The 14,422-nt window shown below is 65.5% G+C and carries 13 protein-coding genes; 7 read left to right on the top strand and 6 right to left on the bottom strand.

Annotation, left to right across the window (positions count from 1 at the left end):
- The first annotated feature begins 86 nt into the window (after positions 1-86).
- Positions 87-869 carry a 3-oxoacyl-ACP reductase FabG gene (gene fabG, locus F0U60_RS11955; RefSeq protein ID WP_395818202.1) on the top strand — a complete coding sequence of 261 codons (783 nt, stop codon included), beginning with the start codon at positions 87-89 and terminating at the stop codon, positions 867-869.
- Between the two features lie 16 nt (positions 870-885).
- Here the strand turns inward: fabG and F0U60_RS11950 are convergent, their stop codons facing one another.
- Entirely contained in the window at positions 886-1,689 is an 804-nt protein-coding gene (locus F0U60_RS11950; protein WP_395818199.1) for a hypothetical protein, read from the bottom strand.
- Between the two features lie 203 nt (positions 1,690-1,892).
- Between F0U60_RS11950 and F0U60_RS11945 the strand changes: the two genes are divergently transcribed.
- The gene (locus F0U60_RS11945; protein WP_395818196.1) at positions 1,893-2,759 is read left to right on the top strand and encodes an SDR family oxidoreductase; all 867 of its coding nucleotides are present in this window, start codon (positions 1,893-1,895) and stop codon (positions 2,757-2,759) included.
- A gap of 21 nt (positions 2,760-2,780) precedes the next feature.
- On the opposite strand, the gene F0U60_RS11940 is transcribed toward F0U60_RS11945, so the two are convergent.
- Positions 2,781-4,019 carry a hypothetical protein gene (locus F0U60_RS11940; RefSeq protein WP_395818193.1) on the bottom strand — a complete coding sequence of 413 codons (1,239 nt, stop codon included), beginning with the start codon at positions 4,017-4,019 and terminating at the stop codon, positions 2,781-2,783.
- Between the two features lie 265 nt (positions 4,020-4,284).
- Between F0U60_RS11940 and F0U60_RS11935 the strand changes: the two genes are divergently transcribed.
- The 4 genes from F0U60_RS11935 to F0U60_RS11920 all read left to right on the top strand — a co-directional run bounded on the left by F0U60_RS11935 (position 4,285) and on the right by F0U60_RS11920 (position 10,376).
- Positions 4,285-6,084 (top strand): family 16 glycosylhydrolase, encoded by a 1,800-nt coding sequence (locus F0U60_RS11935; protein WP_395818190.1) that lies wholly within the window; start codon positions 4,285-4,287, stop codon positions 6,082-6,084.
- Positions 6,085-6,307: 223 nt separating this feature from the next.
- Positions 6,308-6,970, top strand: coding sequence for a glutathione S-transferase family protein (locus F0U60_RS11930; RefSeq protein WP_395818187.1), 663 nt, complete (start codon positions 6,308-6,310; stop codon positions 6,968-6,970).
- 349 nt (positions 6,971-7,319) lie between these two features.
- On the top strand, positions 7,320-8,987 hold the full coding sequence (locus tag F0U60_RS11925; RefSeq protein WP_395818185.1) for a M57 family metalloprotease: 1,668 nt from the start codon (positions 7,320-7,322) through the stop codon (positions 8,985-8,987).
- A 789-nt stretch (positions 8,988-9,776) separates the two neighbouring features.
- Positions 9,777-10,376 carry a hypothetical protein gene (locus F0U60_RS11920; protein ID WP_395818182.1) on the top strand — a complete coding sequence of 200 codons (600 nt, stop codon included), beginning with the start codon at positions 9,777-9,779 and terminating at the stop codon, positions 10,374-10,376.
- A 119-nt stretch (positions 10,377-10,495) separates the two neighbouring features.
- Here the strand turns inward: F0U60_RS11920 and F0U60_RS11915 are convergent, their stop codons facing one another.
- From F0U60_RS11915 to F0U60_RS11905, 3 genes are all read right to left on the bottom strand, one after another.
- Positions 10,496-10,642: a hypothetical protein gene (locus F0U60_RS11915; protein WP_395818179.1), complete on the bottom strand. Its 147-nt coding sequence runs from the start codon at positions 10,640-10,642 to the stop codon at positions 10,496-10,498.
- An 18-nt stretch (positions 10,643-10,660) separates the two neighbouring features.
- Positions 10,661-11,086, bottom strand: coding sequence for a hypothetical protein (locus F0U60_RS11910; RefSeq protein WP_395818177.1), 426 nt, complete (start codon positions 11,084-11,086; stop codon positions 10,661-10,663).
- A 96-nt stretch (positions 11,087-11,182) separates the two neighbouring features.
- Positions 11,183-12,652 (bottom strand): ester cyclase, encoded by a 1,470-nt coding sequence (locus tag F0U60_RS11905; RefSeq protein WP_395818174.1) that lies wholly within the window; start codon positions 12,650-12,652, stop codon positions 11,183-11,185.
- Positions 12,653-12,742: 90 nt separating this feature from the next.
- Here F0U60_RS11905 and F0U60_RS11900 point away from each other — a divergent pair, with 90 nt between their 5' ends.
- A complete protein-coding gene (locus F0U60_RS11900) occupies positions 12,743-13,144 on the top strand; it encodes a winged helix-turn-helix transcriptional regulator (protein ID WP_395818171.1) in 402 nt (133 codons plus the stop codon).
- Positions 13,145-13,792: 648 nt separating this feature from the next.
- Here the strand turns inward: F0U60_RS11900 and F0U60_RS11895 are convergent.
- The gene (locus F0U60_RS11895) at positions 13,793-14,344 is read right to left on the bottom strand and encodes a TetR/AcrR family transcriptional regulator (protein ID WP_395818168.1); all 552 of its coding nucleotides are present in this window, start codon (positions 14,342-14,344) and stop codon (positions 13,793-13,795) included.
- Between the last annotated feature and the right edge of the window lie 78 nt (positions 14,345-14,422).

Raw genomic sequence — 14,422 nt, 5'->3', positions numbered from 1 at the left:
TGGGGATTTGGGCATGGTACAGGTCCACCTCCTATACTCACCCGGAACACAAGAACCTGGAGTACAGGAACCGGAGGAAGCGCACCATGTTGGCGGAATCGCTCAAGGGAAAATCAGTCATCGTCACCGGCGCCAGCAAGGGCATCGGCAAGGGGATCGCCCGGGTCTTCGCGCAGCACGGCGCCAAGGTGCTGGTGGTCGCGCGCGATCTCCAGGCAGCCGAGACGACGGCGCGGGAATTCGTCGCGGCCGGTGGCACCGCCAGCGGCTTTTCCGCCGACGTGACCCGGTTGGAGGACCTGGAGAAGATGGCCCAGGTGGCGGCCGAGCGTCATGGCGGAATCGACGTGCTGTGCGCCAATGCCGGCGTCTTTCCGCAGGTGAAGATGGAGGACATGTCGCCGGAGACCTGGGACGAGGTGATGGCGACCAACCTCAAGGGCACCTTCCTCTCGGTGAAGGCCTGCATCCCCTACCTGAAGAAATCCGACCAGGGGCGCATCGTCATCACCTCATCCATCACCGGCCCGGTGACCGGCTTTCCCGGGTGGACTCATTACGGCGCCACCAAGGCGGGGCAACTGGGCTTCATGCGCACCGCCTGCATGGAGCTCGCGAAATACCGCATCACGGTCAATGCCGTGCTGCCCGGCAACATCATGACCGAGGGCCTCAAGGATCTGGGCCCGGAATACATGAAGGGCATGGCGGCGGCGGTGCCGCTCGGCACACTGGGCGAGGTCGAGGATATCGGCCATGCCGCCCTGTTCTTCGCCAGCCGCGAGGCCGGCTACATCACCGGCCAGACGCTCATCGTGGATGGCGGTCAGGTCCTCCCTGAATCGCCGGATGCGCTGAGGCAGATGTAAGGGCTGTCATCCACGCTCAGAGCACACCGCCCGCTAAATCCAAGACGGTCGACTTTGAACCAGTCCGGGCGTACTCCACCTGGTTGTATACAGTGTTGAGTACGTCGAGGTTTTTAAAGGTGACGCTCCATTGCCGGGCGTGCAAATGTGATTCGTGCGAACTCACTTCCTTGTTGCGGAAGTCTTTCACGTGGGTGGAGAAGGAGAATTTACAGGCCGAGAGCAGGTCGATCCGATTCGGGTGCTTGGCGTTGCGGTGGATAGCGACAAAAGTGTCGCTCTTGCTCCACTCGAAGTCGGACGAGGAGCGCTCTTCCAGAGATTGGAGCGAGTCATCGTACCAAGCCGTGAGCTGCTCGCTGTCGATGGCGCCTTGCTTGCCCTGGCTGATGGACGTCGCGAGAATGAGGGCACCGTCGGCGAGGGCGCGCAGGATGGAGCCCACTTCGGAGGCCCTGAAGTCCCGGCTCATCTCATAGGAGTCGACGGCGTAGAGTCCGTGCCTCGTGACGAGGTCATGGTTCGTGATGATGACCAGAAGCTTGTGGATCAGATTCTGGTCATCGGACACGGTATACTCATACCGGCGGGCGGTCTGCGCGGTCCTGGCCAGAATGTGGTTTTTGGCGGAGCCCGTGTTCCCCTGGGAGAGCCGCGCCTTGAATTGGCTGATGTAGCCCGCCATCTTTTCGGGGGTGTTCTCCGAGCAGTTGAGACCCAGGCTCGCGAGCTTTTGTGAGAGGCGCTGGGAATCGACGGCTGTCGATTGTGCGGCTGCGAGGATGTTCAGAGGGAACGCTTCGGAATCAGCAACGCTCATGGTCTATCCCTCAGGATAAGCAAGGCGGATGCCGGTCAACGTCACAGGGGGGCCCGGCGCGCGCCAGGGGGGTTGACGCGTCAAGAGCGCATGCTGACGCGTAGGTCCGTAGCACTGACGCGTCGACGAGGCCGCTTGCCCTCCGCCAGGCAGCGAATCAGGTCTTGACCTCAACTTCTCTTGAGGTTGCACGCTTGTGACCCATGACGATCCAACCTTCTCATGATGTGTCAGATGTCATTCTGGTCACTGGCGCGACTGGCAATGTCGGCCGGCATGTCGTCCAGCAGCTGCTCGCCGCCGGAGTCCCGGTCCGGGCGACCAGCCGACGGCCTGAATCGGTGAACCTCCCCGGGCAAGTGGAGGTCGTTGGCGCCGACCTCACCCAACCCGCGACTCTGCCCGCCGCGCTGGCGGGTGTGCGCAAGGTCTTCCTCTATGCCGAGCCGCGGGGCATCGACGGCTTCGTCGCCGCGGCCAAGGCCGCCGGGGTGAAGCACGTGGTGTTGCTGTCCTCCAGCTCCGTCGTGGCGGCCGACGCGGAGACGAACCCGATTGCCCGGCTCCACCTCGACGTGGAGCGCCCGCTCCAGGCATCCGGGATTCCCTGGACGTTCATCCGGCCCGGGGCCTTCGCCACGAACTCGCTGATGTGGGCGCACTCGATTCGCTCCGACAGCGTCGTCCGGACGCCCTACCCCGAATCGCACAGCACGCCGATTCATGAGGAGGACCTCGCCGAAGTCGCGGTGCGGGCGCTGCTCGACCCCGGACACGAGAACGCGAGTTACGTCCTCAGTGGGCCGGAGTCTCTGACCCAACGGCGCCAGGTGGAGCTCATCGCCGAGGCAATCGGTCGTCCGGTGCGGTTGGAGGTCATCACCCCCGCGCGAGCGCGCGAGGAGATGAGCCGCGTCATGCCCCCCATGGCCGTGGACGCGCTGCTGCGGTACCAGGCCCTGTCCGACGGTTCCCCCCTGCCCGTGCAGGCCACCGCACGTGATGTCACGGGGCGGCCCGCACGCACATTCGCTCAGTGGGCCCGAGACCACGCCAGCGACTTCCGCTAGGGCCCACAGCCCCCTTCCCTGTTACCTCAACAGCCGCGGCCACCAGCGCCAGGCGCACTGATCCGCGGCGGGGATGGCCAGTTGGAGCTGCTGGATGACCGTCCCATCCAGGGCAATGCCGGGCCGCCCGAGGCAAGTGCCCGCGCCGAAGGGCAGTACGAGCTCGCCACAGTCCGTCCCATCACTGGAGAAGAGTCGGATGGACTCACGGCAGCCCGAGCCCTCGACGAGCGTGGGCGGTGGCACCAGGGCGTAGGCCCGGCCATTGCGGATGCGGTACAGGTCGGAGCCGGGGTGAGCCGCCAGCCACGCCGGCGCCGGAAGCGCCTCGGCCTCCTCACTGGGGAACCGCAGCACCCACTCCCCTTCGACACGAAGCGCCAGTCCGCCCTCCACCAGCGGCTCGAGGACCACGGAAGACGCGTCTGCGGGAAGCGGCACCGCGAAGGGCTCGGTGAGCGCAGCTCCGTCTCGCTGCAACCACTGCCCTACCCAGGTGTCGCTCCCGGGCTCCCGCAGCAGGAGGAGCACACGCCCCCGTGTGTCAACGCCGGCGATGACGGAGCGCTCCTCGCTCCGAGGCGCGCTCCGCAGCACGACGGGCTCCGACCGCGGTTGCCCCCTCGTATCGAAGAATTGGAACCGCAGCACCTGGGTGTCCCCCTCACCCGAGGCCCACTGAGCGACCAGCACCCCCCCCCGAGGATCCTCGGCCACGTCGAACGGCACGTTTCCCGCGTCGGTCAGGGGCACCGTGCGCAGGAGCTCCCCCCTGGAGGAGTACACCGTCAGCGTCGCGCCGCCGGGTGGAATCCGGACGATGTGGAATCCGCTCGGCTGCGGTATCACGCCTAGGGCCAGGTCCCCGCCTGTCAGCAGGTTCCCCGTGTCGGTGCCATCACGAAACACGACATTCCAGGCCTGCGCACCAAACTGTCCGGCATTGTAGAGCGCCAGGTAACCGGCACCATCGCCCGTTCCAGGTCCGCAATCCGCCTCGGGAGCATTCGCGCGGGTGATGAAGCTCCTGCTCGGGCCCAGCGCAGCCGGTCGGATCTCCTCGCACGAGAGCGCGGGCCCTCGCCCCCACGGCGCCGATTCGCTCCTCTCCGGTGCGAACGACGCGTCCTCCCCCACCTCCCCCACCTCCTGCTCCGGAACGACCGGGACGCGCTGTGAGTCCTCCGCACATCCAGCCGCTGCATGGACGAGCACCGCCGCGATCCACACCCCTCTCCAATGCCTTCCGTACTCTCTCATGACCCCTCCTCTGTCGTGTTGCACCCGGAAGGATGTGCATGTGCTCACCTGTTCACGAGCGGCCAAGGGGGTGGGTTGTCTGTGCTTCGCGAACACATTGTCGGCCTGGCGCACAAACAGCATCCATGCGCCTCCCCTCCCTGTGGGGATCGCAGCGCTCCTGGCGCATGCCGTCACCCTCAATCAGAACCAGGACTCCTCGTCTTTCATGTTTTACCAGCTTGTGCTATCTCTCATCATCCCACCGCCTGCCCCAGGAGGTTGCATGAAGTCAGGTACACACTGTCTTCACGCGGTATACGCGGCACTGCTCACAGCCCTGACCCTGGCGCTGGTCCCGCTGACGGCCGCTGCGCAGCAGGCATCAACCGTGCTGCGGCTCGGAACACCGAGCCTGTCCGCGCAGCCCGGGCAAACCGTGACGCTGGCGATGCGGTTCAACGCCGTGCCCATGGCCGAGAACTATTACGTCTTCGTCCACTTCGTGGATCAGAACGGCGTGCAGCACTCCACCCTCAACGCCGACCACCTCCCGCCCGTGGGCACCTCCCAGTGGAGCGGCGCCATCGCCTACAACGTGAGCAGGACGCTTCCCTCGAACCTCGCGGCGGGGACGTACTCGGTTCGTGTGGGGCTCTACTCCATGGCCGCCCCCAACAACCGCATCCCGCTGACCCCCGGCAGCGGTGTCACGGCGGATGGCGAGGGCCGCTACATCGTCGGGACGCTCACCGTCACGGGCGGGACGCCAACGTCCGGCGGGCCCGTGGGCCAGGACGCAAGCGCCTATGTCCGGACGTTCTCCGAGGAGTTCGACAGCGGCTTCAACACGAGCAGGTGGAACGATCACATCTGGTACGGAAGCTCGGATCCGGTCATCAACTACAAGGTCAGCAATGGCTCGCTGAAGATCTGGCCCGCGGCCGGGTTCGTCAACCGGACCCTCGACACCGATGGGAAGTTCTCGCAAACCTACGGCTACTTCGAGATGGAGGCGAAGCTGCCGGTGGGCCGAGGCGTCTGGCCCGCGTTCTGGCTCTACGCCCACCCCGGTGACGACCGCCCCGAGATCGACATCATGGAGGCCTATCCCGGCGGCGGTCCCAACTCGGGCTGGGGCGATGAAAACCTGCACCCAGTCAACTACGGGATCACCTTGCACAAGGCCAATGCGGATTACTCGTACCACGAGACCCCGTATACGGCGACGCTGCGGAACTTCGCTCCCTACGGCAACGGCGTGGACCTGTCCGCCGCCTTCCACACGTACGCCGTGAAGTGGGAGCCGTCGGGCATCACGTTCTACTTCGATGGCCAGCAGTTGGGGCCGAAGTACCTGGACACCGACCGTTATTACAACCGACCCATGTACATCCTCCTGGACCTCTGGTTTGGCAGCGCGAGCGGCTCCCCCGACGGGTCGACCCCCACCGGCGAGGGCAACTCGTTCGAGGTCCGGTACGTCCGCGCCTGGCAATTCAAGACACTCCAGGCGCAGACCGTCGACTACTACGGGGACTCGACGGTGTGGGGCTACAAGACCCACGTGGGAACCCGCGTCGCGAAGCCCGCCCCCGCGGCGTTCGCCGAAGCCCTACCCCAGGTCCAGGTGCGCAACGAAGGGGTCAGTGGCTCGACCGCCTGTGGATTGCTCCAGGGCACCGATGGTGTCCATCCCGCCTGGAGCACGCAGATGGCCAACAGCAATGCCACGGTCGTCATCCTCAACCATGCCATCAACGACCAGTGGACCTATGACCTCGCCACCTACAAGTCGTGCCTCACGGGCCTGGCGCAGGGAGCGAAGAGCCGGGGGAAGAAGGTGATTTTCGAGACGCCCAATCCCACCCGTGACAGCGGCGGCGGGCTGGAGACGTATGTGGCGGCCATGAAGGAGGTCGCCGCGCAGCAACAGCTCCCGGTCATCGACCAGTACCAGTACCTGCTCAACTACTTGAACGGCCGAAGCCCCTATGACATCTGCCCGGATGGGCTCCATCCCACGGACGAGGTCTACGTCATGAAGGGGAGGTACGCGGCCGACGTGTTCAAGACGCTGCCTTGAGGCCCCTGCGCCGGTCTCACGGTGTCTTCACCCCAGGCCGTGCACCTGCGGCCATTTCAACGCTTCCTCTGGGCCAGCACTCGGAGGAAGCAGGCGCGGTTGAAGGTATTCACGCCCCCCTCTGTTCTACCCTGCGCATTTCTCTACAGCAGCGACAGCGCTGGACCGAGCTGGACGGATCCTCTCCTCGACAGCGGGCGGGCACGGCATCAACAATGCTGGAATGCTCACGCTCTACGGCTTCGGCCGCGTCAACTCGAAGGTAGTGGGTCTCACGCGCGATTTGCGCGTCCTGTGGACGCTCGAGGAGCTGGGCGTGCCCTACCGGGTGCACGGCCTGGATCATCCCGCGGGGGAACACATGAGCGAGGAGTACCGGCGGCTGAACCCCTTCTCTCAGGTGCCGGTGCTTGACGACGACGGCTTCGTGCTCACCGAGACGGGCGCGATCCTGCTGTACCTGGCGGAGAAGACGGGCAGATTGATACCCGCGGATCTCCAAGGCCGCGCCCAGGTGACGCGCTGGTGCTTCGCCGCGCTCAACACCCTGGAGCCCCCGCTGTTCCAGATCGTGATGATCGATCTGTTCGGCGCCGCCGATCCCACCGGCGCGCAGCGGCGTCCTGAACTGGTGCAGTGGGCCGGGCGCGCGCTGACAGCGCTCGAGGACTGGCTTCGGGAGCGTCCGTATCTCACCGGCGAGGCGTTCACCGTGGCGGACATCCTGATGACCACGGTGCTGCGCGAGGTGCGCAACGCGGGAGTGCTCGACGGCTTCCCCCGGGTCTCCGCCTACCGCGAGCGCTGTGAGGCACGGCCCGCCTGGCAGCGGACGCTGGAGGCCTATGAGCAGCGCCTCGGGGCCCCGGCGGGCAGCGCGCGCTAGCCGCGTCTGGATTTCAAAAAGGTCGTAATACCTTGCCGTAATCATGGCGTCCTCGTGGCGAGCTTGTTGAGTTGGGAGCCGGGCGTACATACATCCCTTGCAATCTTGTCGAGCTCTTCCAGGAGCTTGGCTCGACACTCGGATTGAGTCCTGCAAATCCCAAGCGCCCGACGGCTCGCGAGCCCACAAGGTGCATCCGACCTCCTAGCCAAGCGTTTGTTGCAAAATCAAATTTTACATGTTTTCCTATTATTAGCCTGGGGTTGCTCAGGGGGAGGGCGCGCAGTCGCTGATGGAGCCCCCAGGCGGCGACGTCCACCTCTTGTAGTCCTTCGAAAAGGAAGTCCCCATGCGGAAGCTTTCCATGGCGTTGATAGCCAGTGTCACCCTCGTCGGCTGCGGTGTCGACCCGGAGGCCGAGAACCAGGAGATCGTCTCCAACCTGATCGAGGCCGGGTTTCCGGCCAACGACATCCTGGTTGCCGACGGTGCCGTGTACGTGGGCCGCGACGCTCACGTGACCCTCGAGGCGTCCCGCGAAATGCTCCAGGCCCCCGCGGAGAGTGCTGAGCAGTACCGCACGACCAACCTCGTCGGCTCGAGCGTGACGAAAATCTGCGTCAACCCCACTTCCACGTTCAACAGCTACACCCACTTGAGCCAGGGTCTCGACCTGGCCATCGCCAACTACAATGAGCGGGGTCTCCGGATCACCTTCGCGCGTGGCCCGACCACCGGCTGCACCGCGAACATCACCGCTCAGACCATGTCTGGCACCGGCGGCTCCGCGGGATTCCCCTCGGGCGGCCTGCCCTACGGGACCATCAACATCGGCACCGGCCTGGAGAGCTACAGCGTTGACGTGAACGAGCACGTCATCACCCACGAACTGGGCCACGCGATCGGATTCCGCCACTCGGACTACTACAATCGCAGCATCAGCTGTGGCAGCGGCGGCGACGAGGGCGAGGCGGGTGTGGGCGCCATCCACATCCCAGGGACGCCGACCACGGCCACCGTGGGCGGGTCGATCATGAACTCCTGCTTCAGTTCGACCGAAACCGGCGAGTGGACCAGCTCCGACATCACCGCACTGAGTGCCCTCTACTCCAGCGGCGGTGCAGTCGCGAGCTGCTCGAGCTACAACTTCACGTCCTACCGCGGGCAGAACGGGACGAAGATTACGTGCAGCTGTGAGGCGGTGAGCGGCGGGTCGGTGTGGGGCACGGACATCTACACCGATGACTCGAATGCCTGCGCGGCCGCGGTGCATGCCGGTGCGATTCCCGCCACGGGCGGAACGGTGGTCGTCACCATCCAGCCGGGACAGAGCAGCTACACGGGCACCACCCGCAACGGCATCACCACCTCCTCCTACGGCGCCTGGTCGGGGAGCTTCTCCGTCAGCGGCCAGACGCCAACTCCGAGCAGCTGCTCGAGCTACAACTTCACGTCCTACCGCGGGCAGAACGGGACGAAGATTACGTGCAGCTGTGGGGCGGTGAGCGGCGGGTCGGTGTGGGGCACGGACCTCTACACCGATGACTCGAATGCCTGCGTGGCCGCGGTGCATGCCGGTGCGATTCCCGCCACGGGCGGAACGGTGGTCGTCACCATCCAGCCGGGACAGAGCAGCTACACGGGCACCACCCGCAACGGCATCACCACCTCCTCTTACGGCGCCTGGTCGGGGAGCTTCTCCGTCAGCGGCCAGAGGCCCCCTCCGACCAGCTGCTCGAGCTACAACTTCACGTCCTACCGCGGGCAGAACGGGACGAAGATTGCGTGCAGCTGTGGGGCGGTGAGCGGCGGGTCGGTGTGGGGCACGGACCTCTACACCGATGACTCGAATGTCTGCGTGGCCGCGGTGCATGCTGGTGCGATTCCCGCCACGGGCGGGGCGGTGGTCGTCACCATCCAGCCGGGACAGAGCAGCTACACGGGCACCACCCGCAACGGCATCACCACCTCCTCCTACGGCGCCTGGTCGGGGAGCTTCTCCATCGGCCCGTGGTAGCCACGCCGGCATCCGGCAGCCGGAACGAGGGTCGGTAGTAGAAGGGCGCCACCTGGTCCTCGTCACGGACATGGCCCTCTGGGGGCAACTGCTCCCGGGGGCCGTGCGGGCAACCCGGTAAGATTGCTGGGATCCTGAATGTGGAGGCGGCGGGAATCGAACCCGCCGCCGGAGGCTTCCGGCCAGAGCGCTCCAGAATGGTCGAGAGTTCCCCCAAGCAGCAGGAGCGGGGGAGACGAGCGTGGCGCTTGAGGCGGCGGCCAGGAAGGAGCCGAAGAAGGAGAGGACGCCGCGAGTGGACTTTCGCGGAACTCCTGAGGAAGACGTTCGACTTCGACGTGTTCGCCTGCGTGAGGTGTGGAGGCAGGCGGAGTGTGTTGGCGTACGTGAAGCAAGCGCGCGGGGTGCGAGCGATTTTGGAGCACCTGGGATTGCCCATGGCAGGTGCGCGCCTGGCCCCAGCGCGAGGGCCACATAAGGCCGCGTGGGGTTGAGGCTCAAGAGAGCCAAGAGGCCCACCTCCCCTGCCGCACCCCTCCTGGCATGACGGCCTGGGCCGGCGTGTACCCCTAGGGGATTGCGCGGCCTCTCCACCGGCCTGGCGCACCACTCGGCCGGCCCCCTTCAGCGGCCCTCCTCCACCTCTCTGCTCCAGCCCACTCCCTCAAGCAGGGCATCGCCCACATTGGCATCACGAAGCTGGCCGAGGACATTGCACCCATCACCTTCACGGCATTGAGAACGCCCCCGAAACGCCCCATCGTTCTGTTAGGCCACTGGCAGGCGGGCGTGCTGACCCTCGTCGCGAGCAAGGCCGCCGAGGTGTTCAGCCGTGTCGACTCCATCCAGGTGGCGGGGCTCTTCGACGCTCGTGATCCGATTGGCCCGATGACCGCTGGCGATGTCGAGCACTTCGTCGGCCGGGCGCTGCTACGTGAAGCCGGGAACTGGGCCTGGGTTGACGCTACGCGGCACGCGAGACCTGTTCGTCTCTCGGATGAGAGCGTCGTACAGGGTGTTCCGATGTCCGTACTCGACGTGCCGAGCCTCGCGGCGATCACCGGCGCGGCGAACGTCCGCTTCGACTTCCTGCAAGGCGAGTCCCTTGGCACTCGCGCCGGACGCCAGGCCTCCCATGACCTCTACATCGACATTGAGGGGCTCCTGCGGGACGGTCAGCGGGCCAGTCGTCGGACGGTGGTGTCCGACCCCTCTGGCAATGCGCATCTCACGGCCCTGGGGGTGTTGGTCGCCATCGAGCGCGTGCTGGGGTTGGACGGTCGGCCCGCCGCCAGTGGCGGACTGCATCTTCCTGAAACGCTCGTGGCTCCTGACGAGGCGCTCGCACGGTTCAAACAATTCGGCGTTCAAGTCGTCGGCGATGTTTGAGGCGCACAGCCCTCTTGGCACCCGTCAGCAGCCCTCCTCGACCCCTTGGCTCCAGCCCTCTTCCTCAACACGGCCCCCCTCCCGCCTCTACGCCTTGAACCGGGCGCGGGCCTCCCTCACTAGCCGTCGACGTCCTGGCCGTCCTCGATCTGGGTCTCCTGGATGCCGGTCCTCACGTCGCCGGTCGCGTCGGTCTCGGGGTGGATGTCCTCGTAGGCCTGGACCTCCTCGAGGTACGCGTCGATGTACCCCCGAGGAAGTGTCAAAGAACTCGTTGCGCGACCTCACGCTCCCCGAGTCGTACCTACGAGTCGTCTGATACCTATCTCCGGCTCTCGCCGGTAGGCGGACGTCGTGGCTTCCTGGTCGAGCTGCTGGAGGCAGCGCTCATGAACGCGCTCCAGCCGCACGCTCGGGCTGCTCGTCGGGTCCTGGAGCATCTGGGCGGGCCATTCCAGCTCGGTGTCGAAAGACCACCCAAAGCACGCCGCGAGTGCCAGATAGCGAGCGCAGTCCCGACGCGAGGTGATGCCATACGTGGCCGCGAGGCCAAGACAGCCCTCGATTTCCTCTCCCAGCTCCCAGTCGGGCAATGACGCCAGCTCTTCCGGGAGATGGGTGCGCAGGTGGGTCATCATCTCCAGGACGAACTGCTGGAAGCGGGTCCGCTCGAGGACCCTGAGTTGCGCATCGCGAATCTTCATCATCATGGGCGAGCGCCTCGCTGACGGTTCCCCTGGAGTCCGTGCATCCAGGAAAAACACTGAAGCCTGGACTTCCAAGCGATAAACATCGACAGCGCTGGGTCAGTTCGAGTCCAATACTCCCCCCGAGAAGGCAATCAGTTCATGGTCTAGCTGGCGGTGCAGCGCGGCATGGTCTTCCACGTGCCAATTTTCCACAATGCGGCCGTCGGAGATCCGCATGATATCGGTGGCGAGATAGTCGATACGCTGGCCACGGCCGTACACCCCGTCCCGGCTTCCGAAGAAGCGCCCGGTGACACGCAAATGACTCACGACCCGATCGCCCGCGATGATCTGTTGGAGCACGTGCACGCGGCCGTTGGGAAAAGCTTCGCGAAACCTACGCTGCGCTCCAGCCAGGCCTTTCGGACCCTGCGCGCGCCCCGCAGGGAGGGTGCGGTCGACGTAGGCCGAGGAGACAGTGTTTTCGAACAAGGCCTCACTGCCGTTGTTCCAGGACCCATAATAGCGCTGTGTCAGTGCCGCGATTCCGCCGACCCCGGGCTCTGGGGAGAGCACCAGCGCCTCCGGCAGTGCCATTCGGATCGCTCTCTCATCGCCAATCTTGCGCTCCTCCCATTCAGGAGGTGGCTCCCCGTCGAAGTCGCGCCAGCGCCGCAGCCATGTTGCGAGGTCCATGACCGCCAGAGCTCGTTCGGAATTGAACGTCTGCTCCTTCGGCCATGCGACGCCGTCTTCACGCGCGAACGCGAGTCGATACTTGCGCATCGTATCCTCGGGATGCGCCGCAACGCCGGCCTTCAGGGCCGGCACTGTCCAAAGGACCCGCTCGACAGTCCGGCCGAGAACCTGGTCCACCGTGTCAGCAAGTTCGTGATAGGTGAAGGTGTCGCCGGCGACGAAGATTACCTGATTGTCGACGGCGGGACGCGAGGCGAGCGCCAGGGCGGTCAGACGACCGATATCCTCGGGCGTAGTGACGGTGAGCCGATTGTCCCAGCTTCCGAGCGCATGCACCTTGTTCTGCTCGAGGTCCACCAGACCGAAAGCGGGCAGAAAGACGAAGCTGGTGAACATGCCGGTCGAGATGATCGTCCACCGGACCCTGGATTGCGCTCGCAGCATGTCCCTGATGTCGAGCTGCTCGTCCCAGACCTCCTGCCCACTGCCCCTGCCGACGACGTCGTAGTCCACCCCGAACTGCCAAGGCACATAATGCTCAACGCCGGCCTGAATGACCGCGGACGTGATCTTGCGTTGTGTGCCCGGGCCACCAACGAAGCCAGTGCAGCAGACGATCTGCGAGAACCGTGAAAAGATGGCGGCGAGATCTTTGGCCGTTGAGGTGGCGAGATCGGCTTCGACGACGCCTGCTCCAAGGGCGCGAACCGCTTGCGATTGGTTTCCGCTCGAGGCTGTCGAGTTATCCCGCGCTGGGCGCAGCAACACGGAGATCGGCGGAACCCGTCCCTGAGCGCGAAGCTGCGCCAGTTCGCGCACCACTGCCATGCCGAGCTCGCCCGCCCCGAGCACGAGGATGCTGTCGTTCGGATTGCTACCATCTGGCATCTGTGGCTCCTTCTTGTTATTGCGAGCCGAGCAGATACTCAATTACTTGACGGAGCAGAAGAAGGCACACCGGTGATACCGCAAGAGCGCATGACCTTTGATGAGCTTATCCGGCGCTCGCAGGAGGCGTGCGATGCGCTGAGCGAGGCAGACGACGGGCTCAAGCGTGAGATACTGGCTCACGCCGGCAACCGCTGGTCGCTGGGGGTGGTCCACGCTCTGGGCGTGGCAGGAACGCTGCGACACTCCGACCTCGCGCGTAGATTGGAGGGCGTGACCCAACGAATGCTCACCCGAACGCTACGGCAGCTTGAGCGCGATGGCTTGATCTCGAGGCACGATCATCGGGAGGTTCCACCTCGTGTCGACTATAGCCTGACCGACCTGGGGCGGGGCCTGCTGACAGGCATGATGCCGTTATGGGCATGGGTGATCGACAACGCCGAGAGCTTTCGGGACGCGCGAAGCCGGTTTGACCGAGAGCAGGCCTGATAGCGGGAAGGTATGGCGGAATGGGGGCCCTGTTGCGCGACGGGGGGCTGGAGCAGGGAGGCGGAGGAGTAGGCGGCTGGGACCAACAAGGTCGTGCGCGGCGCAGCAGCAGGAGCGGGGGAGACGAGCGTGGCGCTTGAGGCGGCGGCCAGGAAGGAGCCGAAGAAGGAGAGGACGCCGCGAGTGGACTTTCGCGGAACTCCTGAGGAAGACGTTCGACTTCGACGTGTTCGCCCGCGTGAGGTGTGGAGGCAGGCGGAGTGTGTTGGCGTACGTGAAGCAAGCGAGCGGGGTGCGAGCGATTTTGGAGCACCTGGGATTGCCCATGGCAGGTGCGCGTCTGGCCCCAGCGCGAGGGCCACATAAGGCCGCGTGGGGTTGAGGCTCAAGAGAGCCAAGAGGCCCACCTCCCCTGCCGCACCCCTCCTGGCATGACGGCCTGGGCCGTCTCGATGAGCTCCCACGGATAGCCACATTGGATGCAATTCTCGCAAACTGCCGCAGGCATAGGGTCGACGCCACTGTCAGCGCGGAGAATGGAGAACACGGAGGGTGGGTGCATCCGGATGGGACGTACCGGCTCACTTGAGTTTGCTGGGCGCAGCCCGGTTCCGGCATGGTGCCCACGGCGTCGACCTTTCACGGCGCTCACGGCCGTACGCCGGTGAGCGCGAGGCGCAGCACCCGGCGCGCGGTGAGCGGATCGTCTTCGTTGGCGACGGCGATCGCGTTCGCCAGCATCATCAAGTCCTCCGATGTGGCACCTGCGTGAATCGCGCCCGCCGATGATGCCCGCGCCACCAGAACGTTCAACACGTCGAGCAGCATGTCGGTGCAGCAGATTTCTTCAGCCGAAAGGCCCTCCGGGCCGGCCAGCAGCGCGACGGCAAGCCCGCGATGGGTCGCGGTGTAGACCGTCACGTCCTCGAGCCAGGCCGCCAGCTCGGCGACGGGGTCCTCGCCCGGTTGCGCGGCTCCCCGCGCGCAGAGCTGCGCGACACCATCGCGGAAGACCGCCTCCAACAACGACTGCCGCGACGGGAAGTGTCGGTGCAAGGTCGCCGACCCTACCCCCGCCCGCCGCGCGATCTCCTCGAGCGACGCCTGCGCTCCATCCCTGCCGACCAACTCCGCAGCCGCCTCGATAATCCGCTCCCGGTTGCGCTGCCCGTCCGCACGCAACGACTTCACACGCTCCACGGCGAACTTCTCCTCACCTGAACCTTCGTTGACAAACGGGGTCCCCCTCCGTATTTAACCACGAAACTAAACGGTGGG

The organism is Archangium minus (assembly GCF_044360475.1).
GTDB lineage: Bacteria > Myxococcota > Myxococcia > Myxococcales > Myxococcaceae > Archangium > Archangium minus.
Note: the sequence above shows the minus strand (reverse complement) of the source record. Positions and strands in the feature narration are given on the sequence as shown.